At 65.8% G+C, this 24513-nt stretch carries 30 protein-coding genes and 1 tRNA gene; 9 read left to right on the plus strand and 22 right to left on the minus strand.

The window, feature by feature from the left end:
- Nucleotides 1–190: 190 nt before the first annotated feature.
- From ACQEU8_RS11505 to ACQEU8_RS11540, 8 genes are all read right to left on the minus strand, one after another.
- A complete protein-coding gene (locus ACQEU8_RS11505) occupies nucleotides 191–526 on the minus strand; it encodes a hypothetical protein (protein ID WP_433099529.1) in 336 nt (111 codons plus the stop codon).
- Nucleotides 523–1461, minus strand: a complete 939-nt coding sequence (locus tag ACQEU8_RS11510) for a DNA cytosine methyltransferase (RefSeq protein ID WP_433099531.1) — start codon at nucleotides 1459–1461, stop codon at nucleotides 523–525. The genes ACQEU8_RS11505 and ACQEU8_RS11510 overlap by 4 nt, the downstream gene beginning before the upstream one ends.
- Complete coding sequence (locus ACQEU8_RS11515) at nucleotides 1458–2465, minus strand: DUF2637 domain-containing protein (protein ID WP_433099533.1); 1008 nt, start codon at nucleotides 2463–2465, stop codon at nucleotides 1458–1460. The genes ACQEU8_RS11510 and ACQEU8_RS11515 overlap by 4 nt, the downstream gene beginning before the upstream one ends.
- Nucleotides 2462–3106, minus strand: coding sequence for a GGDEF domain-containing protein (locus ACQEU8_RS11520; RefSeq protein WP_433099535.1), 645 nt, complete (start codon nucleotides 3104–3106; stop codon nucleotides 2462–2464). The genes ACQEU8_RS11515 and ACQEU8_RS11520 overlap by 4 nt, the downstream gene beginning before the upstream one ends.
- Nucleotides 3103–3549, minus strand: a complete 447-nt coding sequence (locus tag ACQEU8_RS11525) for a Pycsar system effector family protein (protein ID WP_433099537.1) — start codon at nucleotides 3547–3549, stop codon at nucleotides 3103–3105. The genes ACQEU8_RS11520 and ACQEU8_RS11525 overlap by 4 nt, the downstream gene beginning before the upstream one ends.
- On the minus strand, nucleotides 3546–3836 hold the full coding sequence (locus ACQEU8_RS11530) for a hypothetical protein (protein WP_433099539.1): 291 nt from the start codon (nucleotides 3834–3836) through the stop codon (nucleotides 3546–3548). The genes ACQEU8_RS11525 and ACQEU8_RS11530 overlap by 4 nt, the downstream gene beginning before the upstream one ends.
- Nucleotides 3837–3993: 157 nt before the next feature.
- The gene (locus tag ACQEU8_RS11535; protein WP_433099541.1) at nucleotides 3994–4158 is read right to left on the minus strand and encodes a hypothetical protein; all 165 of its coding nucleotides are present in this window, start codon (nucleotides 4156–4158) and stop codon (nucleotides 3994–3996) included.
- Nucleotides 4155–4298: a hypothetical protein gene (locus ACQEU8_RS11540; RefSeq protein WP_433099543.1), complete on the minus strand. Its 144-nt coding sequence runs from the start codon at nucleotides 4296–4298 to the stop codon at nucleotides 4155–4157. The genes ACQEU8_RS11535 and ACQEU8_RS11540 overlap by 4 nt, the downstream gene beginning before the upstream one ends.
- Nucleotides 4299–4738: 440 nt before the next feature.
- Here ACQEU8_RS11540 and ACQEU8_RS11545 point away from each other — a divergent pair, with 440 nt between their 5' ends.
- The 4 genes from ACQEU8_RS11545 (at nucleotide 4739) to ACQEU8_RS11560 (ending at nucleotide 8437) form a co-directional block, all read left to right on the plus strand.
- On the plus strand, nucleotides 4739–5098 hold the full coding sequence (locus ACQEU8_RS11545; RefSeq protein WP_433099545.1) for a GntR family transcriptional regulator: 360 nt from the start codon (nucleotides 4739–4741) through the stop codon (nucleotides 5096–5098).
- 259 nt (nucleotides 5099–5357) lie between these two features.
- A complete protein-coding gene (locus ACQEU8_RS11550) occupies nucleotides 5358–6650 on the plus strand; it encodes a hypothetical protein (RefSeq protein WP_433099547.1) in 1293 nt (430 codons plus the stop codon).
- 11 nt (nucleotides 6651–6661) lie between these two features.
- The gene (locus ACQEU8_RS11555; protein WP_433099549.1) at nucleotides 6662–7216 is read left to right on the plus strand and encodes a GNAT family N-acetyltransferase; all 555 of its coding nucleotides are present in this window, start codon (nucleotides 6662–6664) and stop codon (nucleotides 7214–7216) included.
- Nucleotides 7217–7963: 747 nt separating this feature from the next.
- Nucleotides 7964–8437: a DUF3574 domain-containing protein gene (locus tag ACQEU8_RS11560; RefSeq protein ID WP_433099551.1), complete on the plus strand. Its 474-nt coding sequence runs from the start codon at nucleotides 7964–7966 to the stop codon at nucleotides 8435–8437.
- Between the two features lie 64 nt (nucleotides 8438–8501).
- On the opposite strand, the gene ACQEU8_RS11565 is transcribed toward ACQEU8_RS11560, so the two are convergent.
- From ACQEU8_RS11565 to ACQEU8_RS11595, 7 genes are read right to left on the minus strand one after another with little or no spacing between them, the layout of a single operon-like run.
- Entirely contained in the window at nucleotides 8502–9893 is a 1392-nt protein-coding gene (locus ACQEU8_RS11565) for a tyrosine-type recombinase/integrase (protein WP_433099553.1), read from the minus strand.
- Nucleotides 9890–10087, minus strand: a complete 198-nt coding sequence (locus ACQEU8_RS11570; protein ID WP_114024264.1) for a helix-turn-helix transcriptional regulator — start codon at nucleotides 10085–10087, stop codon at nucleotides 9890–9892. Before ACQEU8_RS11570 ends, ACQEU8_RS11565 begins: the two co-directional genes overlap by 4 nt.
- The gene (locus tag ACQEU8_RS11575) at nucleotides 10077–11435 is read right to left on the minus strand and encodes a replication initiator (RefSeq protein ID WP_433099555.1); all 1359 of its coding nucleotides are present in this window, start codon (nucleotides 11433–11435) and stop codon (nucleotides 10077–10079) included. The genes ACQEU8_RS11570 and ACQEU8_RS11575 overlap by 11 nt, the downstream gene beginning before the upstream one ends.
- The gene (locus ACQEU8_RS11580; RefSeq protein WP_433099557.1) at nucleotides 11432–11788 is read right to left on the minus strand and encodes a hypothetical protein; all 357 of its coding nucleotides are present in this window, start codon (nucleotides 11786–11788) and stop codon (nucleotides 11432–11434) included. Before ACQEU8_RS11580 ends, ACQEU8_RS11575 begins: the two co-directional genes overlap by 4 nt.
- A 17-nt stretch (nucleotides 11789–11805) precedes the next feature.
- Nucleotides 11806–11997 (minus strand): hypothetical protein, encoded by a 192-nt coding sequence (locus ACQEU8_RS11585; protein ID WP_433099559.1) that lies wholly within the window; start codon nucleotides 11995–11997, stop codon nucleotides 11806–11808.
- A gap of 18 nt (nucleotides 11998–12015) precedes the next feature.
- Nucleotides 12016–13404, minus strand: a complete 1389-nt coding sequence (locus ACQEU8_RS11590; protein WP_433099561.1) for an FtsK/SpoIIIE domain-containing protein — start codon at nucleotides 13402–13404, stop codon at nucleotides 12016–12018.
- The gene (locus tag ACQEU8_RS11595) at nucleotides 13401–13778 is read right to left on the minus strand and encodes a hypothetical protein (RefSeq protein WP_209268811.1); all 378 of its coding nucleotides are present in this window, start codon (nucleotides 13776–13778) and stop codon (nucleotides 13401–13403) included. Before ACQEU8_RS11595 ends, ACQEU8_RS11590 begins: the two co-directional genes overlap by 4 nt.
- A gap of 170 nt (nucleotides 13779–13948) precedes the next feature.
- Between ACQEU8_RS11595 and ACQEU8_RS11600 the strand changes: the two genes are divergently transcribed.
- Nucleotides 13949–14704, plus strand: coding sequence for a GntR family transcriptional regulator (locus ACQEU8_RS11600; protein WP_433099563.1), 756 nt, complete (start codon nucleotides 13949–13951; stop codon nucleotides 14702–14704).
- Between the two features lie 629 nt (nucleotides 14705–15333).
- Here the strand turns inward: ACQEU8_RS11600 and ACQEU8_RS11605 are convergent.
- Nucleotides 15334–16146, minus strand: a complete 813-nt coding sequence (locus tag ACQEU8_RS11605) for a hypothetical protein (RefSeq protein WP_433099565.1) — start codon at nucleotides 16144–16146, stop codon at nucleotides 15334–15336.
- A 665-nt stretch (nucleotides 16147–16811) separates the two neighbouring features.
- On the opposite strand from ACQEU8_RS11605, the gene ACQEU8_RS11610 reads away from it, so the two are divergent.
- Entirely contained in the window at nucleotides 16812–17150 is a 339-nt protein-coding gene (locus tag ACQEU8_RS11610) for a hypothetical protein (RefSeq protein ID WP_433099567.1), read from the plus strand.
- Nucleotides 17151–17512: 362 nt separating this feature from the next.
- On the opposite strand, the gene ACQEU8_RS11615 is transcribed toward ACQEU8_RS11610, so the two are convergent.
- The 4 genes from ACQEU8_RS11615 to ACQEU8_RS11630 form a co-directional block, all read right to left on the minus strand.
- Complete coding sequence (locus tag ACQEU8_RS11615; protein ID WP_433099569.1) at nucleotides 17513–18034, minus strand: hypothetical protein; 522 nt, start codon at nucleotides 18032–18034, stop codon at nucleotides 17513–17515.
- Between the two features lie 346 nt (nucleotides 18035–18380).
- Nucleotides 18381–18713: a hypothetical protein gene (locus ACQEU8_RS11620; RefSeq protein WP_433099571.1), complete on the minus strand. Its 333-nt coding sequence runs from the start codon at nucleotides 18711–18713 to the stop codon at nucleotides 18381–18383.
- Between the two features lie 14 nt (nucleotides 18714–18727).
- Nucleotides 18728–19030, minus strand: coding sequence for a hypothetical protein (locus tag ACQEU8_RS11625; protein WP_433099573.1), 303 nt, complete (start codon nucleotides 19028–19030; stop codon nucleotides 18728–18730).
- Nucleotides 19020–19499, minus strand: coding sequence for a hypothetical protein (locus tag ACQEU8_RS11630; protein WP_433099575.1), 480 nt, complete (start codon nucleotides 19497–19499; stop codon nucleotides 19020–19022). The genes ACQEU8_RS11625 and ACQEU8_RS11630 overlap by 11 nt, the downstream gene beginning before the upstream one ends.
- Nucleotides 19500–19949: 450 nt before the next feature.
- Between ACQEU8_RS11630 and ACQEU8_RS11635 the strand changes: the two genes are divergently transcribed.
- Nucleotides 19950–21200, plus strand: coding sequence for a hypothetical protein (locus ACQEU8_RS11635; protein ID WP_433099577.1), 1251 nt, complete (start codon nucleotides 19950–19952; stop codon nucleotides 21198–21200).
- Nucleotides 21201–21225: 25 nt separating this feature from the next.
- Here the strand turns inward: ACQEU8_RS11635 and ACQEU8_RS11640 are convergent, their stop codons facing one another.
- Both ACQEU8_RS11640 and ACQEU8_RS11645 read right to left on the minus strand, forming a co-directional pair.
- Nucleotides 21226–22104, minus strand: a complete 879-nt coding sequence (locus ACQEU8_RS11640) for a hypothetical protein (RefSeq protein ID WP_433099579.1) — start codon at nucleotides 22102–22104, stop codon at nucleotides 21226–21228.
- Nucleotides 22105–22151: 47 nt separating this feature from the next.
- Nucleotides 22152–23078 carry a phosphotransferase family protein gene (locus ACQEU8_RS11645; protein WP_433102324.1) on the minus strand — a complete coding sequence of 309 codons (927 nt, stop codon included), beginning with the start codon at nucleotides 23076–23078 and terminating at the stop codon, nucleotides 22152–22154.
- A 94-nt stretch (nucleotides 23079–23172) separates the two neighbouring features.
- Between ACQEU8_RS11645 and ACQEU8_RS11650 the strand changes: the two genes are divergently transcribed.
- Nucleotides 23173–23257: transfer RNA gene (locus ACQEU8_RS11650), tRNA-Arg, on the plus strand.
- Nucleotides 23258–23923: 666 nt separating this feature from the next.
- Nucleotides 23924–24397 carry a DUF3574 domain-containing protein gene (locus ACQEU8_RS11655; protein ID WP_433099581.1) on the plus strand — a complete coding sequence of 158 codons (474 nt, stop codon included), beginning with the start codon at nucleotides 23924–23926 and terminating at the stop codon, nucleotides 24395–24397.
- The last annotated feature ends 116 nt before the right edge of the window (nucleotides 24398–24513 follow it).

Raw genomic sequence — 24513 nt, forward strand, 5'->3', positions numbered from 1 at the left:
TCGGGCTGGTTGTAGCCGTGAATCTCGGACACGATGAGGGTGCCTCCGATCAAAGGGGTTGGAAGGTCACCGGGGCCCGGCCCCGCCGCCAAGCAAGCGGCCGGGCCCCAAGTGCCGTGAGGTTAGGCGGAGTACGGGTGAGTAACCCGGAGGGAAATTCCGCCCTGAGAATTCCTCCGGGTCCGGCGGGCTACAGGTCGAACAGGCCGCCCTGGTTCGGGTCGGGCCCTTTGAGTGCCGCTGTCCTGGCCACACGCCGGGTGCCGTCCAGGCAGAAGCCGCACCACGCGCGCAGCCGCTCGCACGGAAGTCCGGCGGCCTGCTTGACGGAGAGTCCCGGGGTGTCGGGGGCGGCGATGAGTCGGGCCGGGCCGTGGTGCTTGTCGGCGTACTTGTCGTGCTGCCTCTCGCACCGGCCATCGCCCTTGGCGTGCTTGCTACCGCACTGTCCGACGCACTGACATCGGTAGCCGGCGCGCTGCATGACTGCGCGCCATTGGTCGGCGTAGACGATCGGCTCACTCATGCCGCCACCGCCCCGGCGGTGCGCTCGCGCGCCTGGCGGTCCAAGAGGTGCCCAAGCGCCGCGCTCGCCTGTTGGGGGACCACGCCGTTGCCCAGTGCGGTCAACTGGGCGGTCCGGGAGAGCCCGGGTACGTCCGTGACCCAGCCGGCGGGCAGGCCCATCAGCCATTCCACGAACGGCGGGTTCAGCCGTCCCCGAGCGTCAGTTGGCCCGGGAGCACGACGGCCCGTCGCCGCTTCCCACCGCGCGATGGCAGCGGCGTAGGGCCCCCAAGCCTGGCCGCCACCGCTGGCAAAGCCAGGTCGCCTTTCGAGCCGCGCTGGTTCGGACCGCCGTTCGTGCCATCGGTCGCCCGTGGCGTCGGTAGCAGCGAGACCGCTGTGCGCAGGTCCATGCCGCCGCTGCCGTGCTGCCCGCTGCCGTTGGTGTCCGAGGTGCGGGGTGTCGGCAGGAGCGGCGATGAAGACCAGGCGGCGGCGCTGGTGAGGGGCGCCGATGTGGTCCGCGCGTACAACGCGCCATTCCGCATCGAACCCGAGGTCGGCAAGGTCGGACAGGACGGTGTCGAATCCGAGTCGAAGGTGATGCGCGACGTTCTCAAAGATCGCGAGTCGGGGTCGTAGAACGCGAAGGGCACGGGCAATGTCGGGCCAGATGTGCCGGTCATCGGCGGTTCCTTTCAGCTCGCCCGCGAGGGAGAAGGGCTGGCAGGGGTAGCCACCACAGAAGATGTCGACGGGCTCGACCTGGCCGAAGTCGCAGGTGGTGACATCGCCCAGGTTCGGGACGTCGGGCCAGTGGTGGGACAGGATGCGGGCGGCGCCAGGGTCGTTGTCCGCCACCCACGCCAGCTCGCCACCCAGGACGGACTGAACAGCCATGTCCAGCCCGCCGTAACCGGTGCACACACTGCCGATCCGCAGCGGGGCACTCATGCCGCCACCCGGGAAGGTCCCTGCTCGCGTCGTTCGGCTTTCAGAGCCTCGCGCAGCTCGCGGGAGCGGTCCTGGCCACAGCCGACAGCCTCACGGATCGGCGCGGCCTCAAGCCGCTCGAACGGCCACTCGGCGGTGATCTCGCGGGCCTTGTCCAGCAGCTCCTCGAACGAAAGCCGCGGCGCCTTGCTCGCCTTGTTCTTCGGCTTTGCCGGGCGGCGCCGTGCCGGTCGCTGCACCCGCTCAGGCTCGGGCTTCACCGGCTCCTTGGGAGCCTTCTGCTCGGCAGGGCCCTGGGCGGCGGGTTCCTCCGGGGCCGGGCCGGCGCCCTGTGGGGCCAGCTCGCCGAGCTTGAGCATGACGCGGGTGCGGCGGGGTGCCTTACGGCGCCAGCCGCGTCCGTGCTGCTCGCGCAGTTCGGCGCGGGCGAGTTGGCGTTCCCGCTCGCGTTCCAGGGCGGCGGTGTAGCTGGTGATCTCCCACAGCACCATCCGGCGCCACAGGGCGAAGGTGGAGGGGAAGGCCAGCAGCCACCGCGAGCGGCGGATGCGCTCCATCCTCGCGCCGGTCACCGCGCCGATGCGGGAGGCGTAGACGTGCGCGGCTACCTCGGAGAGCACCACCCACAGCAGCGGCATCGTGCCATGCGCCAGCCGCGCGGAGAGGGTGTGGCCGGCCGCCACGTTCAGCCAGCAGGTGACCGCCGTGAGCGCCCAGGGCACGAACCGCACCCATCCGAGGGGCATGTTCACCCGGATCAGCAGCAGATTGGCGGCGGTGAAGACCGGGATCGCCACGTCGATACCGACGGGCAGCATCCAGGGTTGGCCGAAGCCCCAGCGCACTGCGGCGCCTTGTACCGCGTCGAAGCTGGAGGCCAGCCCGAGACCGCCGACGCCGACGGCGAAGACGGCGACCACGGCCAGCAGCCCGCGTTCCTTCCTGCTGAGCGGAGGCACGCCGGCGGTGCCGGGGGACGGGGTCTTGGAGAGGTTCACGCTCACGCCTCCGCCCTCCCCTCATGGGTGCCGGGGCGGCCGATGCGGCGGCCGTTGACCGCAGGGAGGGCAGGGGCGCCGGGTGCGGCGGCCAGCCAGCCGCCCCCACCGCGCTTGACCACGTACATGACCTCGTCCGCCCGCCGCAGCGCGGCCGACAGCCCAGAGTCGGGCAGGTCACCGGTCCAGCAACCGCCCACCGACGCGCCCACCGCCAGCTCCCGTCCGTCGATCCGGGTCGGGGCGGTCAGTTCGTCGTGCAGGCCGCGCAGCAGCCAGGGCAGCGCGATCGGGTCGGCCATGGGCGTCACGGCGGCGAACTCGTCTCCGCCCAGCCGCGACAGCACGGCATCGGGTTGGCCTGTTGCCGCGTCGTCCAGTGCGCCGGCGCTGAGCTTCAGGACGCTGTCCCCGGTGGCGTGGCCGTAGGTGTCGTTGATGGCCTTGAAGCCGTCCAGGTCCGCGAAGACGACCGCGCACGGTCCGGTGCGCAGCAGCCGGGCGGCGCGCTCCTCGAACGGCGCGCGGGTCAGCAGCCCGGTCAGTGGGTCGCGGTGTGCTGCCTCCAGGCGGCGGCGCAGGGTGAGGGTGTGCAGGCCCCAGCCTGCTACCAGGGGCAGGGCCAGAGCGGCGGCGAGCCGGTTCACAGCGCACCCCCTGCCATCAGCAGGGCCGCGAGGACGAGCAGGCCACCACCGGCATACGTCAGGTCGATGGCGCGACGCAGACCGGTGAACTTGGCCACCGCCAGGCGAGAGAGCCCGGCGATGTCGGCGGCCAGGTCACCGGAGAGGGCTTCGCGGATGCCCTGGGGCTCCAGCGTCGCCCACAGCGGGAAGCCATGACGGCCGCTCAGGTTCGGACGCACCGAGCCGAGCAGCATGCCGGCCGCAGCGACCAGCAGCGCCATACCGAGTGCGCCCGTGAGAGCTGCAGGCAGATTCACCGGCAGGTCGCGGGCAGCCGTCCACGTCCCGGCCAGCACAGCACCGATGAACGCCAGCAGCAGCGCGGTCTTGTTGTCGGTCCGCGCGATCTCCGCCTTCACCTCGGCGTGCGCAGCGGCCAGAGTCCGTTCAGTGGCGCTCATGCCGCATCCCCCCAGGCCGCGCGGTGGGCCATCTGTGCGGTGCGCCGCATCAGCGGCAGCGTGCGGGCGAGCTGGTCAGCGAACAGCGCGTCCCAGGCAGCGATCTCGTCGCTCTCGCCCTGCTCACGCAGGTCGGAAAGGATGTCGCGCTGCGCATCAAGCCGCGCGATGGCCTCCTCGGCGGTCTCGCCGGAGGTGCCCAGGAACAGTTCCCGGTCGATGCCGTAGGCCAGCTCTTCGAACTCGAAGTCGTCCCACGCTTCGTGGTGGCCGACATAGGTACGCATGGAGTGCTCTCCACTTCTGCTGTCAGGGCGGATGGGAGGCCAGGGACGGCGGGCTGTCTCTTGGTTGGGAGTGCCGCCGCCGTGCCCCGGCCGGGAGTCGAACCCGGCCTGCGACCATCAGGGCTGTTGAGCGAAGAACCGGACGCTTACAGCGCGGTCAGACCTGGCCGCTGCCGTTGCAGCCGGTGCAGGGCTTCATGTACTCGCGGTAGACGCCGCCGCTGGTGTCGGTCTCGGTCTGAGAACCGCTGCCGTTACAGGAAGAGCAGGGCTGGCCTTCGTACGAGGTGACGAAGGCACGCGGAGTGTCGGTAGAGGTCACTCGTTCTCGCCCCCCTTGTTTCCGAAGAGGGCGTCATCCAGGTCGGATTCGTTGGCGAGCGGTCCGTCCAACGGCGGCGTGGACGGCTCGGAGCCGTCGGGGTATGCCGCCAGCACGGCGCATGACATGCTGATGATCACAGGCAGTTCCTTTCGCTGGGGTGCCTGTAGCGGCGTCCGGGAGGTCCAGTCCCGGGCGTCGCACTTCGTGGAGCCGCTTCTCCGGCTCCCCACGCCCCGCCCGTACAGCCTCGAAGAGCCGGACGGGCGAAGGAGGCAACCGGCCGCAGCGCGGCACGCTGCGGATGGGTCGAACGGCGCTGTACCGCGCACGGGGACAGAACCCGTGCGCGCCCGCCCTCTTGGTCGCAGAGGTGGGGCGGGCTTCCCTCGGCACACTGTTGAGTTCTCAAGGAACGAACACTCTCGACGGGCGTGGTAGACCCCCCTTGAGCAGGGGGAATCCCGTTCACACGGGGCTCGCCGGGTGTTTCATGACTTAGCTTGAACTAGTTCGAGCTAGCTTACAACCCCTGCGCGGCATCTCGCTCTAGTTCGTGCTGGTGTATAAGCTCAGGAGGATGACCATCGACGCTGATGACCCACGCTTGCCGTCCGTTCAGATCGCTGACGCGCTTCGCGCTGAGATCGCGAACAAGGTGCTCAAGCCGGGCCAGAAGCTGCCCCCGCATACGAAGCTGGCAGAGCGGTTCGGCGTAGCTACGCAGACAGTTCAGAACGGACTGCGAATCCTCCGCGAAGAAGGGCTCATTGAATCCGCAGGCCAGAGGGGCACCTTCGTCGCTGACGCTCCGGGCCGGCAGCAAGCGAGCACCACAGACAAGAGCGTTGAGCCGGAAACGGTTCTTGGGCTCCGTCGTCGTGTGGAGCAGCTCGAACAGCGGGTAGCTGCCCTCGAAGAGCTCGCCCACCGAGAGTGAGGCGTATTGGACCGCCAAATGGCTCGTGTGTTCCGGGACCTGAGTCATCGTCGTGACCTCCTGACGATGACTCTCTGATCGGTCACTATGACCACACGAGGTCCCACAGCGGACCACTGCCGGACCTGTGGCGGACCACAGGCGGACCAGCAGCGGACACACCCCTGTCACAGACGGACACTCAAAGCGGTAGGACAAGCGACACGGGAGGGGCACTGTGGCCGGCAGCGCGAGCAAGGGAAGCCGGGAACCGCGAACGGTGCTGGAGCAACTCCTCTGGCAACAGGACCGGACCTATGAGGAGATCGCGGCAGAGTTCGATCGCCTCGCAGGCCAGTTGAACGAAGACGCCACGTTAAGCCCGCGGCACCTTCGTCGGCTTGCTAGTGGCGAGCGCTCCAACACAACGCCCGTGACCCGTCGTGTCCTGCAAGCCATGTTCGGCAAACCACTGAACGTGCTTCTACAGCCGTGGGAGGCAACAGCCTCCTCCGGGGAGCATTCATCCTCGGGACTGGTCGTCGCGAAGGACCAGTCCGACATCGACAGGGAGCTGATCGCTTTGGCGGCGCAGCGGGCAAAGGAATTCACCCTCGCAGCAAATCAGGGCAACATCACAACAGAGGCGATGGAACAGGTCCACGATGACGTTCGTCGCCTTGCGACGGAGTATCCGCAGCGACCGCTGCCCGATCTTCTCGGGGACCTGGTGCAAACTCAAGAGCTCCTGTACAAGTTGCTGGAAAACCGTCAGCGTCCTGAACAGGCTCGTCAGCTCTACTTTCTGACAGGAGTCACGAGCGGGCTACTCGCGAAGGCGAGCCACGATCTCGCCGACCCACACGCCGCAATGGCTCAGGCGCGAACCGCCTACTTGTGCGCAGAGAACGCAGACCACAACGGACTACGCGCCTGGATTCGCGGCCTTCAATCGCTCGTTGCTTACTGGGCTGGGAGGCTCCACGAATCAGTGAAGTTCGCTCAGGCGGGCAGCGAATTCGCCATTCATGCTCAAAACACGACAGCCGTGTGGCTGCCCATGTGTGAAGCCCGCGCCTGGGCCGCTCTCGGAAATGCCGAAAAGACACGCTCGGCCATCCACCGCGCAAATGACGCATGGGACAGCGTGCATCAAGATGAGGTCGATGAACTCGGCGGACTCTGCACGTTCGGTCCAGTGCGTCAGAGTTACTTTGCAGCCGATGCGATGGCCTGGCTTCCTGCCGAGGCCCAAGCCGCGCAGGACTACGCTGCCCGCGCAGTCGAGGCGTACGCTGACTCCTCAGACCCCGAATGGGCCTTCGGCGATCAGGCGGGAAGCCAAGCAGACCTCGCTATCGCGCGCATCCATCTCGGCGAGCTGGAGGGTGCAGAAGAGGCAGTGAACCCGATTCTCGATCTGGAACCAGAGAGCCGAATCAACGGCATCGTGAACAGCGCGATGCGCGTACACAAGGCGCTCAACGGCTCTCAGCTAGCTGTCCCTGGAGGCGAACTCCAAGAGCGCATTGAGATGTTCACCCGTACCCCTCTCAAGTCTCTGCCTCGCTGATGGAGCCCATCGTGGAAAACGCCATCCGTCTCGAAGGTGACGTCGTTACTCTCCGAGACTTCAATCTCGAAGACACAGACGACGTCCTTAAGATTGCGGGCGACGACCGGGTAACGCACTGGCTCTCGTACGACAGCCGCGACCGGGACGGGGTACGCGCCATGCTCGAAGGTGCCGTGAATCGTGCGCAGCAGGTGCCTCGCAATGAGTATTACCTCGCGATTGTGGGACCGTCTGGCGACAATGTAATCGGCTTCTGCCGACTCGGGCTCAGTGGGGTTCAGGCTGGGAAGCTGGGCTACGCCTTGGCGCCCTCCGAGTGGGGTAAGGGCTACGCCACTGACGCCGCCCGGACACTCATCCAGTTCGGCTTTCGCGACCTCGGTCTCCACCGCATCAGCGCCGCAATCGGGCCGGATAACGCACAGTCCATCAAGCTCGTTGAAGCTTTGGGCTTCACACGGGAGGGTGTCCTACGCGATCACGTCTTCACCAATGGTGCCTGGCGCGACAGCGTCCTCTACTCGCTGCTCGAACCCGAATGGACTGCGGCAGAAGAGCGCTGACGTAGACCGTCGGAGGTACTCGTTCCTACGTGCGGGCAGGGGTGTATTGCTCGAATCTTGGACGGCGGTGTCCCAGCTGTCCGACTGTCCGGTTAAGACTGCGACCTGCGGAAACGAGTCGGACAGTGCCGATCCACCACTGTCCGACTGTCCGACCGAGCAAGTCTCTTCCCTCTCTCTGTGTCCGGGTGTCCCGATCTCCGGGTTCAGGTACGTACGGCTGCAACATCTGTGTATGTGTTGCAGCCCCGTCGGCGAAGCCGACGCCTGAGGTCGCAGGAGCCGAAGGCGACTTCCCTCGACACACCCTCGACACACCAGAGGCAGCACTCCGACCGCTCCATGGCTCCCATGCAGGTCAGAGGCCATATCGCCACCGAATCCCGAATGCTCTCCGGAGCCGTGTGCGCAGGTTCGAATCCTGCCGGGGGTACTTTGATTCAAGTGCCGAAACGCCCTGTGACCAGCATTGATGTTGGTGCGGGGCGTTTGTCGTGTGTGCAGGCGGAGGCGGCCGGATGCAGGCTGATGTCGCTGATCGCGTAATGACGACGTAATGATCTTGGACGGCTTTTCGCAGGTCAGTAGCCGTCTCAGGCCCCCGCACCTCGAACGGCGAACGTAGCGGTCCCCATGCCTGACCGGTTCCTGAAAGCGGCTGACAAACCGGCACGGTCACAGAAGCATCTTGCTCGGCAGAGGCTCCACCACCCCTCTCCCGAGCAGACCGAAGGGACCGTTGCCATCGTGCTCACCAGGAAGACGCGCTCACGCATCGTCGCCTCAGCGGCCGTTCTCGCGGTCGTCACGGGAACACCGCAGGCATACGCAGCACTGGACGAACAGCCAACACCGAGCCACCAGGCCAAGTCCGCGACTGCCACCAAGGGCAAGCCGTACATCAACACGCGCCTCTACTTCGGCACCGGCCGGCCGGAGGGTAAGCCACCAGTCTCCGACAAGCAGTTCCTCGCGTTCGTGGACAAGCACGTAACCCCGAAGTTCCCTTCAGGACTGACCATCCAGCGGGGCCGCGGACAGTGGCGCGACCAGAACGGCCACATCAGCCGCGAAGGCTCTTACGAACTCAGCGTCCTCTACCCCGTCTCGGAGGCGCGTGCCCACGACTCCGACATCGAGAAGATCCGCAGCGCGTACAAGCGCATCTACGACCAGGAGTCTGTTCTCCGCACGGACGATCACGAACGGGCCGACTTCTAGCCCGCTCCGAACGCGCGAGAGCCCCGGATCTCTCCGGGGCTCCGTAGATCAGTTGGGTTATCGATCACTCGTCCTCTGCTGTGTCCTCCTCTCCGAGCCCCCTCATGATCCGGTCGTTCATCTCGTCCTCTTGGCCGTCGATGCACTTGGCGTAGATCTTCAGCAGAACCTCCACTGAATGACCGGCCCTCCTGGCGACTTCCGGCGCAGGTACGCCGGAGTTGAGCCACTGAGACACGCACGCATGGCGCAAGTCGTACGGCTTGGCTGCCAGCACTGTGGAGACCTGTTCGGGCAGCAGGCCCAACTCCCGCGCCTGAGTCCACACCCGGTAGTAGGACGAAGAGGCCACCACGTTGCCCCTCTCGCTGCTGAAGATCCGGCCGTCCTCGGCGGTGCCGAAATCGTCCAGGTGCTCACGCAGCATGCGCACCAGTGGGGGCGGGATCGGAACGATGCGCACCTCCCCGGTGCTGCGCTGCTTGAGGCCCCGGCGGTCGTGCGCCTCCCCGCTGTCGGTCCAGGACTTCCCGGCCGAGGGTCGAGTCTCCTCCACCGTGATCCGACCCCATCCCTTAGCGGGCAGGTGGCAGTCGGAACGCCGGAGGCCGAGCGCTTCGCCGGGGCGCGTCGCCGCGTAGTACATGCAGCCGAAGAATGCCCGCAGTCGACGCCCTGAAGCCCGCTGCCAGCCACCGACGTAGGTGACCGCCGTCAGCAGTTCGCGCGCCTGCCGAGGGTTGACCACCACGCGGCGGTCGACCTCCTGCACCGGTTGCTGCCCACGCTTCCGGCGCGCCTTGTCGAGCGGGTTGGCGCTCAGCATTTCCAACTCTACGGCGTATTCAAGCGCGTTGTACGTCACGGCCCTACGGCGCCGGTACGTCTGGTTGGCAGCAGGCTTGCCGTCCAGCTTGCGGCCCAGCGCATCCACCAGCGTGTGAACCCGGTCAATGTCCGTCAGCTCCGCCACGGGCAGCGAAGCCCGCTCCAGCCAGCGGACGGCCGCTGCTATCTCGTCCGGCTGTTCACGTTCGCGACGAGGCGTTGGGAGGACGTACGAGCGCAGCGCCCGGCGAAGGACCCGGGGTTCCGATCGACCCCGCACCGCTTTCGTCAGGGCCGGGACAGCGACCGCCAAGGAATCGGTCATGCTGTCCCGCTGCTTCGCTGAGGCGTCGGGCCAGCGCTGATCGACGTACTTAATCGCCAGCTCCAGCAGGCTCAGCGACGCCTTGCCGCCCCGCAACGAGTCCGGCAGCCCGGTCACTGTGTCGAAAGGCTCCCCCTTGTCCACTGCGCCGAGGAGCTTGGCCCGGAAGCGGTCGGCGAGCGCCTTTGTCTTGTGTGACTCATGGAATGGGTTGCCGTCCACGGCCCAGCGGACCAGGTACGTGGGCTTCTTTGCCGACCGGTTGATGCTGAGCTTCCAGACGGAGACCTTGTACGACTTCATGTCGCCCCCTCCGCCCGGTCGTCCAGCCAGTCCTCCAGCGCGTCACGGCGGACCCGGAGTTCTCCGTTGGGCAACCGGATGCAGCGAGGAGCCGTGCGCAGCTCGCGCCAGCGGTAGAAGGTGCGCCGGGAGACGCCGCCCAGCTCATTCAGGACCTCTCGGACGGTGAGAAGTTCTGTGCGGTTACGCGCCATGTCCGTCACCGCCTTCCCGGACGGAGGCCGCGAGCAGAGCCGCTTCCGGGCTGTAGCCGCGCCCCGCGTACCGCCACTGGCCGACGAGGACCGCGTCCCGGTCATCCAGGCCCAGCACGGACCGCTGTTCGCGGGCACGGTGCTCCGCGCGGGCCGAGCGCAGCGCGCCGAGGGTGGTGGAGTAGTGGCGGGACTTGGTAGAGAAGTGGCCCCGATAGCCGAGCATGTGTGCCCAGCGCCGCAGCCTCAGCTCTTCGAAGGAAGGCAGCGCGCCGAGCCACCAGCATGTACCGATCATGCGGAGCACGTGATCCCGCACGGGCAGCGTGGCCAGGTCCTTGCCGTGCCGGATACGCCCGTCGACGGCCCCGGCCGACTCGGCACCCTTGGTGGCGTACTTGGCGATGTAGCCCGCGACTACCGACGAGGACAGCCCGTCCGCCGAGTCGACCGCCGGAACGGCACGGATGTCCAACTGCCGGCCAAACCGCAGCACGCGCGAGCCGACCACGTCAGCGCCGTACGCGACCACCCGAACCCGGCCGACCGCTTCCCGTACGGCGTCCGCCAGGAGATCAGACGTTGCCCAGCGAGGAGGCGACTCCCCCGGCCCATCAGGACCGTCGAGACGGACGACGGCATGGAAGTGCACGAGACCCCGCCGCTGATACTCCGCCACCTTCGCGTACGAGAGCCGCACCGCATCCGTCAGCGTCGAACGGGACAGCCCCGCACGCCGAGCCAGCGCGCGCCGCAACTCCAGCGTGAAGCGGTGCCACAGCTCACCGGATTGCGCCTGCCAGAGCACGGCGCCGGCATAGTCGTAGCAGCGCGGACACAGCGGCTCACCGAGTCGCGGATCGCCCGCCGCATGCCGGGTATGGCACCCGACCGGAGCGTCATGCGGACAGCACTCCCCCACCTTCCGCGGACGGCAGGCCAGCACCCGGCCGCCCCGCTCCCGCCGCGAGTGCACGGGACCGAAGCCCGGAGCGGTGAGGGTGGCGAACACCCGAGGGTGCCCGCTCACCGTCTCCGCGACCGCCTTACCGCCGACCAGTCCGGCGCGGATGAGCTGATACGTGTCCGCACGGTAGAGCTGAGCGCAGGTCGGACAGACCGTCGCCCGGCGATTGCCGCACGCGACCAGGAGCCGACCGCCGAGAGCTTCCGAGGTGTACGAGTGGAGCGCCGCCCCCGTGGCAGCGTCCACGTACGCGGCGGAGCCGACAAGGTGAACAGGGTTGGTGCAGCCGCCCAGGCGGAGAACACTCCGCCGCCAGCCGTCGAAGTCCGACCGCCCGGCGCGCTCGACAAGCGCCGCGACTGCCTTGCTGGCCTCCGTCATCGGCCACCCCCGAACGCCTGCCGCATCACTGCGGCGATGGCTTCCGGCGGAGTCTTCGCGGAGAAGCGCAGACTCGGGTCCGTCAACCAGAGCGAGGCTGCGTGCGCCGGGCAGACGCGCCGCTCAGCGCCCTCACGGTCGGCCAACACCACCTGTTCGCGCCCCTGGCACGTCCGGTAGTCGTCTTCCTTCATGTCGCACCAGGGACGGCGCGACGGTTTGCGCGATCGATGCGCAGTGGACAAAGTGAGACTGCTCCTTTCACTGCTGACGTAGCGGATGGAGTGGGTTCCTGACGGGGTCGGGTTTGGCGACTTCGCGCCCCGTCGGGAGCCGTTTTTCATGGAGATCATTTGGGCGACTCCTCCCTTCAGCTCAGTTGGCTGAGGAGCCCGCCGAGGCCGTCCAGGACCCCCTGAACGATGGGTCCGGCGCCTGTCTCGGCCAGGAGAAAACCGAAGGTCGAACAGATCAGCACCTCGGCCCACCGGAAGTACCGGATGCGCAGCAGGAACCAGATCAGGAGGCTGAGCAGCACCACGGCGGATACGGAAACGATCACGGAGTTCCACCCCCTCTCTCACTCGTTCTCTTCGCCGTCGAGTCGTTCGAGCCGCACACTGGGAGCGTCGTCCGCCGAGGTTGCGCCGCCCCCTGCTGTGACCAGCTCCGGCACGTAGGGCGTGAGGTGCGCGCACTCGGCAGCTACGCGCTCCGCCTCCGCTTCCGAGACCAGATGCGATCGGGCACGGTCCCAGCCGTCGGCCGAGGCGAGCACCGCCGTACCGGCCTGTTCGGGCGTGATCGACTGCGCCGCGTGCAGCGCATCGGGGTTGAGGTCACCGAGCGCCATTTCCGCCGTACCGGGGTCGGCCACCCGGTGGCAGACTCGGCCGGCGAGCTGAGCACGGAGGGCCGTAACGCCCGGCCCGAGATCCGAGCCGACCCGTTGCCCAGCGACGACGAGGAACACGCCGAGCGCCGCCCCGAGTTGAGCCAACCGGATGAGCGCCGTACTCGCCGCTTGTGCTTCTTCCTTCTCGTTGCGGCTCGCGACCAGGAACAACTCCGCCAACTCGTCCACGATCACGACGATCGGAACGGGCCGTTCGTCCTCCGGCAGTCCCCAGACGTTCCGAACCCGGGCAGCACGGCAGACCGTCATCCGGTCCAAGGTCAGGTCGACCAACGCGCCGAGGAGCTTGACCGCCTGCGTTCGATTGGTCGCCAGCGCGGACAGCCGAGGGCCGTAGAGCGAGAGTTCCATCCCGCCCTTGCAGTCGATACCGACCAGCGCGACCGGTTGCCGAGCGAGGCCCGCGACGAGCGCATTGATCAGCGTCGACTTGCCGGAACGGGTGGCGCCCACGATGAGCCAGTGCGGCACCTTCCGCAGGTCGATGACCCACTGAGCACCGGTCTCAAGTGCCCCGACGGCAACACGCAGCAGCCGACCCGCGCCCCGCTGCTTCGCCATCTGGGGCGCCTTGAGCGGATCACTGGCCGAGGCCACCACCCGAACGAGACCGGGCTTCCAAGTCGTCACGCGGACCGCGTGCACTTCCCAGTCATGCGCCATGGCGGGAGCCGCCTTGACGAAGTCCTCCGGCACCTGCCCCGGCAGCAGCCGGACGAGGAACCAGAAGCCGCCCCGAGTCGGCCGTATAAGTCCCCGGTGAGGCACCCGGGGTTGTGGCGGAGGCGCGCCGTTGCCGACGAGCCCGGAGACGACCGTCAGCGCCGCCTTGCGGCTCACCGCCAGCCCGCAACCGGCCATCAACGGCCGCCAGGTGCGCGCGATCCGTATGCACGCGACCGGAAACCCGAGGCACGTCCACCAGGCCACCGGGTAGCGGCGGCGCAGGGCCGGGCCTGCCAGAAGCAGACCCGACACCAGCACTGCGGCCACCACGAGAACCCAACTCGGCCCGGCCGAGCCTGCCGAACCCGCAGAGGCCACGACGGTCACTGTCCGGCCCCCTTCCCGGACGCCGTCGCCGACGAGCCGGATGCGGACGAGGCCGCCGGAGCCGTGAGGGGCTTGATCTCGGTGGCACGGAACGAGACGCCGTGCCGCCCCTCGTTCTCCCACGGCGTGGCCACCAGGTCCCGGACCTGAACCGGCACCCCGTTCTGCACGCCCGACGGCTCCCCCGGCACGTTCACCGTGACGACGTCAGCCGACCTCCCGGACATGAGGCAGAGGCCCACCTGGTAGACCGTCTGACCGGTGTCCCGGTCGACCCGAACCTGTCCGGTCTCCCGGTTGGCGATGCGCGGCGTAGGGGCTACGGCGCAGATGATCCCCGTGAACTTCGCTGTATCGATCGGCAGAGCTACCACTGTCTGAACTCCTTGTCTGTCGCACCCGGAGGCCCTTCCTCCGGGTTGCTTGACAACCCGTAGTACGGGTTGCGGGAGTCCAGAGTGACGACCCGTAGTACGGGTTGTCAACCGTGTTGGGATGAGGGACGCTGTACGAGCTGACGACGAGCCCGAGAACCGGAGATCCGATGCCGAAACAGAAGCCGCACGACCAGCAGAAACAGCCCAAGTACCGCCAGATTGCGGACTACTTGCGTGCCGGCATCATGGACGGCACCTACCCGTCGGGCCAGCCGCTACCGTCAGAGGAGACCCTGGCGAAGCAGTTCAGCGTCACGCGCCCGACCGTGCGGCAGGGCATCGCCGAACTACGAGCCTCCGGGCTGGTCGAAGTCATGGCCGGACGAGGCGGCTTCGTCCGCTCCCCCCACAGCCGCCCGAGCCTCACACGCCCACGCGGCGTGCGCCGCGAGCCTGGTGGCCGGTACGTGGAGGCTGATGGCATCCGATGGACTAACGCCGAGGAGCCCACGGCCACGCGTACGGACGCCCCGGTTGCCCTGGCGGACCTACTCCGCGTACCGCCCGGCGAGCCGCTGATCACGTATGACGTGCTCCAGACGGCCGACGGTGGCCGTCTCCGGCAGCTCCACCGCACGTACGTGCCGTTCTCCGTCTTGGTCGGCACAAAATACGAGGAGGAGCCGCTGCCCCCGGTGCCGGAGCTGTATGGGGCACTTGCCAAGCTGGGGCACCAATTGCACTTCACGGAGCACGTACGCACCCGCATGCCACTGCCAGACCAAGCGGAAGCGCTGCGCCTCCCGGACGGCGTACCCGTTCTCCAACTGCTCAGGGTTACGCGGAACTCTGATGGCCAGCCGCTTGCCCTAGCGGAGTTGCACCTCCCAGGCAATGACTTGGAGCTGACGTACGCCCTCTGAGCGACGATGGCTCAGACTTTCTCCACGTCTTCAAGGCGGCCCGCTCACGCGGGCCGCGCGCGCTGGCGGCCCGTGGCCGCCGCCCGCTCCTGTCTCCGCCCCGCTCCGCGACGGCCCCGGCCGCTCAGCGCGCAGTCCAGCGCAGCAACCCGTCAGCCCAGCAAGGAAGCCCGGATCACGTCGGCTCACGACTTCGCCAGCCAGCGACGCACGCCAGCAGCACGCCGGGCACGCTGCTGACCAGCGTTGTACTGCCGAGCGCAAAACGCCGGAAGGGCCCGTGGCGCGGCGCCCAGGTCTCGTCGCGGTCTGCGGGCCGGTCCCGCCATCCCCAGGTGGCCGGCGGGGGCTACGCGGAGGCGTCTGCGGGTCAAAGATCAGGACTTCGGAAGCGTGGCTGATGCCGGTGGGTGGCTGAGGGGGCACACGTGTGGGTGCCCGTGCGTCCGTCCCACCGTCGTGGCTGACGTTCCCCACTTGAGGTCTCTCGGTGGCACCCGTTCGAAGAGCCAGCCCGCTCCACTGGCGACCGTAGGGGCCCGCCCTCTCGAACAAAACAGCCCCAGCCCAAACGCCGCTTCACCGACCGCTCGTTCGACAACAGCCCGGCACCGCTTCCCCCACACAATCTACTTGCCGCCGATCTCCAGCCAGGTGAGTACCTCCCGGTGGATCTCCTCAGTCAATGGGTAACCAACGTACGGCGATTTGCTAGATTCACTGTGACGTTGAACTGCGAGTAACGCCTCCAACATCGGTTTCCATTCCTCCTTTTTATGTACCGCCAGATCTACCGATCGCACACAATCCCGTGAAATCTCCACGCCTTTTGCCCTGTTGGCCACTGGGAGCCTCACAAGTCCACTAAAATAACGAGTGCCATCTCTCTCGGTGAACATGGAAGGCGGTGCCGATAGTTCACGGAATTCCATGGTGCCGCTTTTTCGGTCGATACTCAGCAACAAGTGTTGCCCGGTGCTTGCGTCCCCTACCACGGCTTCACATACCACGCGACGCCGTAGGGTCTTCGCCGCCAGTACTAGAAGGCCCGCTACGTCTACCGCGTCTTCGGTCGCCTCAATCGATGGAGAGACGTAGTCGTGCTCCATAATATTTCTCTGAATATTGAGACGCCGCAAGATCCTAGCCGATAAAATCCCGAACTCCCCGAGCATTTCTAGGCGTGCCGGAAAGCTCAGCTTCTTGTTTCGAGGCAACAGACCATACTGCCAAAGAAGCTCATCAACGAGGAGATGTATGCAACGTTTACTGTTACCAAACGAATTAACCCGCCCCCGAGATCCACCGTCGATCAGATCGAGGGTCGCGAAATCCAGATACTCCTCGGCTGTTAATTCGACATTCGGAATCCGCACTTCACTAGTGTCAAGCGATGGTGAAATATAGGAAAACACTGACCCTTGAAGAATGTGAGTAATCACGGATGCTCCTTTTTTGGGGCTTAGAAGATGTGCAGTCTGCTGTACAGCAACTCCACTAACCATTGCTTCCTGACGCTGTCTGTTGCCACTCGCGGCGGCCAGTATGACCGTCAGCTCCCGACTGACCTACAGCTTTTACCCCGAAGGTCTGTGCCACACCCCGTGCCAGATACGTGCCAGATGGGTGGGTCAGTCGCGGTCAACAGTGGGGAACGCAGCAGGCCGACGCCTGGAGGGCCAGACCAGGTGCCGCAGGTCAGCAGGCGCTCCGCGACCAGACCGCCCGTGATTCCCAAGCTCAGAGCGCGGGTTCGATTCCCGTCGCCCGCTCCACGACGAAGACCCAAGTCAGCGACCTGGGTCTTGATCAACACAGCTCAGTCGTCGGCGGACGCTTGCCAGCACAAGCGAGAGCACGACCAGGCAAACGAGGCCGATAAGGCCCGTGGCGCGGCGCCCGGTCTCGTCGCGGTCTGCGGGCCGGTCGCGCCATCGTGGAGTGGCCGGCTGGGGCTGCGCGGAGGCGCCTGCGGGTCAAAAATCAGAGCCTGAAAGCGTGGCTGATGCCGGTGGGTGGCTGAGGAGGCCACGTGACGGTGCTCAGGCGCCTGTCCCGCCGTCGTGGCTGACTTTCCCCACTCGATGCCGTTTGCAAAGCTGACGCCATGAAGCGTGACGACGCAGTGGCCCCGAAGATGGTTGAACTCTTCGACCCAGAGCCCGATAGGTGGGGGTTTCGTGGCGACCCTCACGTCTGGCGGGCTCTTCGCGGCCACCTGTCGAAGACGGACGTCCCGGCATCGGTCGCCGAGGCGGTCAGCCTGTTGCGGGTGGCGTTCAGTGAGCTCGTGGGGGTTGACCTTGTCACCAATGCTGAGTCATCGGTGTACCGCGAGCAGTTCGCCCATGGTGGCATGTCCAGTGGAATGGTCTCTCTCGACACGTGGCGAGACAGATTGCTGCCCCTGCTCACAGAGCGCGCGAGGGTGCTGTTGGAGCCCTGACTACAGCGGCCACGCCTCGAAGAACGCATCGAGGGCGCGGGCGGGGCACAACGGGAGCACGGGCCAGCAGGCAGAAGAGCGCGTTGGGTTGCTGTACAGCAGCGCGGTACAGCAACCACCGCGACCACCAGCAGTCTGCACCAGCCGCAGGAGGCCGGGCACAAGCTTCACCGCACGCCCGCGACCACCCCGCCCGTAGTTCGCAACGAGAGGGTCAGGCCGCGTGCCAAAGGCGTGCTAGAACGGGCGGTCAGCCCCGGTCAACTTCGGCAACATGAACGCGAACCGGGAAGACCGCTCGCGCCGATGGATGCAGGTCAGCCCCGTGATTCAACAGCTCATGCATTCCCACCTCGATCGGTTCAACTCTCCCAGACGCGCGCGACGGCTTCAGGTGGGGTGATTACATCGATTCCTACACACTCACGGAGCTTCTCGCGTTTTCTGACCATGTCATCTGAATCTCGGGTAACAAAGGCGTCGTGGCCTGCCATCCAATGGGCCGTCAGGTGATGCACATCGTTGATCTTGCGTTCCGGAAAAGCATCTCCAGGTCTGTAGCTTGGTCGCAGAATGGTCTTGATCGCTTCATCAATCCGCAGGGTTTCTCCATGCGTCAATTCGTCATTGCCACCCAGCGGAGAAAAATCAAGCCTAAACGGACCAGGAATTTGGCCGATCAAGGGCCTTTCGCTCAACCATTGAAGATTTGCCTGGTAGTTATGTTTCTTACTAATGGATTGGTCGGCTTGAAATCCCGAGGTGAGCCACAAACCCACACGGTTGGCGCGCGCGAGTTCGACAAGTTGATTCACCTCTGAAGCATATCCCTGGTTCATTACTGCATCGACTACACAATTGGTGTCCAGCGTCAGGCGAAGCATGAGGCCACTAAAGCATGAATTAGCCAAAGATCACCGGAAGCGTGAACCGCATGTCGAATACGCACAAAGAATTCAGATCAGCTTCCGAACCCCAGAACCGGTGCACCAGCACGACCGGTGAACCGCGGTCCACAAGGGCCACCGCGCAGGGACCAGGTCCTGCCAACCGTCCACCATCCGCCCGGCTTAGCCCATCAACTACCCCAAGGCCCGTGCTGCCCAACCTCGTCGCGCAGCGGACATATAGGTGGCTCGTCGTTCGGCTCGGGCTGCGGCGCTGGGGCGCCGGTCCCGGCCGACGACGAGCCACCTCTGTTGCTTGGCAAGCTTGTTCGCCGATGGATGCTTACGCCGCAGAGCTTCCAGGGATGCCTCCGATCCCAGGTCGGCCGTCTTGCTGCCATGCCATCTCCGCCGTCAGTCCAGTGGTCAGCAGGTCGGCCAGCAGCCGCACCGCATCCGGGCGCACCGCGCCGAGCGTGACGACGCCGTCCCCGAAGACGTTCACGTCTGCCTTGAGACCGGGGAAGTCCGCTTCCAACCCCACCGCACGCAGCATCTCCGCGAGGCCATCAGCACCCCGCTTCCCTTTCGCCCAGCCGCGCACGTAGGCCACACCAGGAGTCAGGCAGTCCGCAGGTCGCGCGCATACGCCCTTGGGGTCCGTCACGTCGTCCACCTCATCCACTCTGCTTAGTCGTTCCGCTGCTGACGGCTGTTCGTGCCGGTGCCCGGTACCTCGTACGTGCTCTCCAGCGCCCGCCGCAGCAGCTCCGTCAGCCGCTCTGCCATCTCCGGGGAGACCCGGCCGAGTTCGATCAGCCCATGCCCGAACGCGTTGAGGTCGGCACGTAGGTACGGGAAGTCGCGTTCCATCCCGGCCGCAATCAGCACGTCCCGGAGCCCGGCGACCGCGTCGCGCGCCGCGTACCACTCCTCGCTGTCGAGAGGGGACCAGCTCGCGCCATCGCCCTCGTACTCGTGATCAGCGGGCATGGGTCGCCTCGCTCTCTGCCGAAGCACCCGACTGCTCACGGCCGTACCGATCCGCACGAGCCACCACGGAGGACGCGGCTACGAACATCGCGGCCAGCGCTGCAATCCGCGACACTGTCGCCTCCGGCCGCCGCATCGGAGCCCGGAGCCAGACGAAGCGGTCCCCGGCCAACGGCATCGGCCCTGGCACTACCACCAGAGAGCCCTCACCCAGGTAGCGGTACTCGGGCGTCTCGTCGGCTTCCTGCTGGACCATGCGGCCGAACGTGCTCTGTGATCCGGAGGGGAGAAAGAACCCTGCCTGTTCAGATGCCCGGTCGGCCATCACAGGCCCCAGTGGCATGCCATGACGCTGGAGTTGGTCGAAGGTCTCCAGCCCTACCCGCTCCCCAACCACGACCACGTCGAAGAAGCGACCGGCCTGAAGTGCGTACGGCCTCCGAGGGTCAGCCGCCCAACACCCCCGCACTCATCCGGGTTATCTGCTGCGGAGGAGATCCACTGAATCCCCCTTCTCGTCATCATCTGCACGTCGAGTCACCTCAGTTGGTCCGTGGCTCAGCCGTTTGGCTGCGTGGGACCACCCTCCGACGCACCGCCCTGAGCTGGGCAGATGACGAGAGATGACGAGGGGTGACACGTTCCGCGTTCCCGCGTCACCCCGGATCACCTGTCGCCGGGCGCGGAAATCTCCGCATTACTGGCAGACAGCGGTGGCTTACTTTCCGTAGATTCGGAGAGAACAGCAGGACAGCGCGGCCAGTCGAACGGGGAGGCGATCACGACGGGAGCAAACCGGTCCCTCGGGGAGATTCTTCGGGAAGCCCGTAAGGCCCGCGGCTGGGGTCAGCTCCGGTTCGTCAGTGAGTTGCGGCGGTGCGCGACGCGCCGCGGGAAGACACTCCCCTCCGATGCCAGCGTGAAGCGCCGGATCGCGAGCTGGGAGAACAACCACAGCGTGCCGGACGAGTTCTACGCGCCACTCATCTGCGAAGCCCTGAACGTCGACCCCGCAGAGCTTGGCTTGAGTACCGCCAAGAGCCAGGATTCCGGCTTGCTGGAGACGCGCTACCCGCCGACCCCAGAGGAGGCGTTCCAAGCCGTCGACCAGCTGTGGCGTGCGGACCTGCACGGCTTCGAGCCGCTGTTGCTCTCCGAAGCGTCACAGCACGCGTGGAGTGAAGCATCGTTGCGGTGGCTGGTTGCACCGGAGCCGTCATTCCCGTCCAACCCCGGGAACAGTGGCGTACGGGTGGGACTGGCCGACGTTGCAATGGTCAAGACCACCTCTGACATGTTCGCGCAGTTGGACGACCGGTTCGGCGGCGATCACGCACGGCAGTCCGTCGTCCAGTACCTCAGCCGGGATGTGTCACCCCTGCTCACCGGCCAGTACACGGAAGCCGTCGGACGCGCCCTGTTCTCCACCGTCGCCGAGTCCACGCTGCTGGCCGGTTGGATGTCGTACGACGCGTGCCATCACGGCCTCGCGCAGCGGTACTTCCTTCAAGCGCTCCGTCTCGCCCAGGACGGCGACGACCGCCGGCTGGCGGGAAGCATATTGTCCGCGATGAGCCACCAGGCCACATTCCTCGGCAACTACACGGAGGCCGCGACCCTCGCCCGCGCCGCGCGGATGGGCATCTCCGGTGTGGCAACGCCGACCCTGATGGCCCAGTTCCACGCGATGGAAGCCCGCGCGCTGGCCCGCACTGGCGACATCCGCGCGTGCGAGGCGGCTTTGAGTGAAGCCACCAAGGCACTGGAGAGCCGCAACAGCAGCGACGAGCCGGAGTGGATCACTTACTTCGACGAGGCCGAGCTGGCAGCCGAGGCCGCCCACTGCTTCCGCGACGTGAACAGTGCCCGCCAAGCCGTTGCCCACGCCGAGAACGCCATGAGCGGCAGCCACGTGAGGAGCGACTTCTTCGCGACGATGGTCCTTGCGGACGCCCACCTTCGGGCAGGTGATCCGGAGGAAGCCTGCCGAGTGGCGTTGGACGCGCTGGACCTCGGCGAACAGCTCAAGTCAGCGCGGTGTGTCAGCTACCTAGCGGAGTTTAGGAAGACGCTTTCAGGAGAATTCGCGTCCGCTTCTTGTGCACGCGACTTCACCGCCGAGGCATCAAATCACCGCCTATGGCAGGAATCTGGTAAAACGTTCGGATAACGGCCAACTAGTCTCGCGGGGAATCTCAGCCGCCCCGTGATCCGCTCTCCCCCATCTGAGTGGCAGAGGAATGATCTCCAACACTCAATGCGCTAACACTTCCCTGAACCGTGATTTCGTTAGCACTTCGAGTTTCGTACCATTTGAGCATCACATCTCGCACGAATCTTACTGCGGGAGCAAGATGCCGTAGAGCGAAACCAACGACAATGAGAGCGATCACGCCAATGGCGATCTTTGGCATCACTGAGAGATTTCGCACTAGCCCACTAGCCCCTAGACCCGCCAGCGCCATGAGCAGGAATGCGGAGAAACAGAATGGCACGACATGCTCACTGTCATTCGCAGTTCTAATGACGGAACCTTCGACGAATTGAACTCCACCCTCGGGACTATAGGAAATTGGGCGCCAACGTTCCCCGCCTTGCCCACTGGCGAGGATCTTGAAAGTAACGCCTTGCCCACTCTCAAGCTGGCCAAGTCCGTAGATAACTTCGCTTCTACTCTGCTCCAGACTTGTACGTCGCTCAACGCCGAGTTCACGGTCAGGTTCCGGTGAGCAATGAGCATCTACCAGAGCCGCTGTTGGGGGAAATTCGAAGCGGATCTGGTGATCGCGAATTACCTGATTCCCGGCGTTCTCTACATGAAACTCGATCAGCGTCAACTCATCGACCGGAGAGCCGCGATAGAGTAGTTGAATTCTTTGGCGAATATCCGAGTCGATATCAATACCAGCCCCTTGCGTCTTCGCGTTCCAGACCAACCTCTTACGAGGCTCTCTGGCAGACTGGAGACGAAAGGCGAGGTACGATGCCAGCAATGTCGCTACAGCCCCTATGAGGGCGGCAGTGAACTCAGATTGGTGATCGGTTAGCAGTTCGGACGCGATCGTCGCTGCCACTTTCTGCAATCTCCCCGTAGTTATCCCATATGAGATCCATCGACACTCTAGAACGGTTGCCAGTTGCGACGGCTCCCGCCTTGACGAATATCGCCGACTCGGCGCGAAAACTCTTCAGCCGATTTGGCGTTTGCGGATGCCTGTTGTCCGAGCCACAGCGTCATCATCAGTTCGCGTACGTCGGCCAAGACCGGGTATCCCGGCCAGTTCATCAGGTCGAATCCGTAGTGGTGGACGAAAGATTCGTACTCCGTCCGTGTGTGCCAGCCGAACCGCTCGTAGAAAAGTGCCGTTTGCACCAAGTCCCATTCGCGGGGAGCGAGCGCGAAGCCGTCGAGGTCGATCAGGACCGCCTGGCCCGTACGGCTGCGCAGGATGTTGCCAATGCTCGCGTCACCGTGGATCAGGCCAAAAGGGAGGACGAAGTCCAAGCGGTCGTATGCCTTGTTCAGCTCTCCCGCGCGCTCCTCCAGGAACGTCAGGTCTGCATCCGAGACGCCGTCCAGCGTGCGCAGCGAGTCCCACACCTTGGCGAACGGGTCGAAGTACGGCAGACCCAGCGACTTCGGCTCTTCCAGCCAGTGCAGCCACTTCAGCAGGTCGGCCAGCTCGTCCAGGCGGGCGTACTCCGTCTCGTCTTGAAGGTTCTCCCAGTAGGTGACAACCCGGCCGCCGAACACGACCGGCTGCTCCACGTCCCTCAGTACCCGCGTGGCCGGAAAGTCCTCCGTCTCCAGCCAGCGAGCAACCCCAACGGCCCGCTGCATCTCCTCCAGAGCATTGGTGTCCCGTGCGATGCGGACGATGACCGGAGCCGTCGACAGCCGGTACACCGCGTTGGAGCCGAGACGCAGTAGCTCCACGCCCGCAGAGTCGAGGCCGGCCGAGGCGCACGCCTCACGAAGGACCGCTCCCGCACTCTCCTCCGTGAATGCCCCTGCCTGCTCGCTCGACTCGCCACCATCCGAGACCATGGAAGCGACGCTACCGGCCACGCCACCGGCCCGGCAGGCCGTTCACGTAGTAATAGCGTAATGATCTTGGTCACCCGACTCAAACAGGCCCTCTCCCCCGCAGGTCAGTGACCATCCACCGCTCGCCGCTTCCCCGGCCTCCGGAGCCGTGTGCGCAGGTTCGAATCCTGCCGGGGGTACTTCTGTATAAGTGCCGCAACGCCCTGTGACCAGCTTGGATGTTGGTGCGGGGCGTTTGTCGTGTGGGCGATCAGGTGCGGCCGGGCGCCGCTAGCAGCAGCCGGATGACAGTAGCGCCGGCGGAGCAGTTCGAGCATGACGAAAGCCCCGGGTCTTCCCGGGGCTTGGGGCAGTCGGTCACTCACCGTTCACGCGGCCTCTGCCTCCGTGACGCAAAAAACAGTCCCCGGAGTCCTCACCGTTGCCATCCACCTCAGTCGTCGCTGAGGCTCCGGTAGCGAGGGGCTTCGGGGGCCTGGCCAGATCCTGCGGGAATCTCTTGCCGGTAGACGTCTCCACCGACGGTGCGATTCCCCGGTTTTCTGGTGTATTGCCCAGTTTCCACGCGATACGGCCCGTGTCAAGAGGCCACCGCAACGGTGGCCATCGGGGCAGGTCAGGGCGTCGTCCTCTACTGCTTTCTCCTCTCCCTGGCCCCTCATGATCCGGTTGTTGATCAAGGAGACTCGCGATCTCGAGCCGTCCAGCGCGGGCCGAAAGCCGCTCCGTACCCGGCTCCCAGTGGTTGCTGAAAGTGGCTGACAAAGGGGCGCGGTCGCAGAAGCATCGTGCTCGGCGGAGGCTTACCGGTTTCTGCCCGGCAGAGCGAAGGGACCGTTGTCATCGTGCCCACCAGGAAAGCGCGCTCGCGCATCGTCGCCTCGGCGGCTGTTCTCGCGGCCGTCACCGGAACTCCGCAGGCGTACGCGGCTCTGGACGGAGAGCGGACGCCGAGCCACCAGTCCGGGTCCGCGAGTGTCACCAGAGGTAAGCCGTACATCAACACGCGCCTCTATTTCGGGACCGGTCGGCCGGGTGGCAAGCCGCCGGTCTCCGACAAACAGTTCCTCGCATTCGTGGACAGACACGTGACGCCGAAGTTCCCCTCAGGGCTGACCATCCAGCGGGGGCGCGGACAGTGGCGTGACAAGGACGGCCATATCAGCCGCGAGGGCTCTTACGAACTGAGTGTGCTGTACCCCGCATCGGAGGCGCGTGCCCATGACTCCGATGTCGAGAAGATCCGCAGGGTGTACAAGCGCCTTTACGACCAGGAGTCGGTGCTCCGCACGGACGACGCCGAGCGGGCCGACTTCTGACCCGAGGGCGGGAGAAACTGCATTGCACCGCCGCTCGCCGCCTCAGATCGCGGACACTCTGCAAGGTGCTTTCCGTGCTTCCCGTCCGCGTCGTGGGCATCCGCGGATTTCTCCGT

The sequence above is a fragment of the Streptomyces sp. CA-250714 genome (assembly GCF_050936705.1).
Classification (GTDB): Bacteria; Actinomycetota; Actinomycetes; order Streptomycetales; family Streptomycetaceae; genus Streptomyces.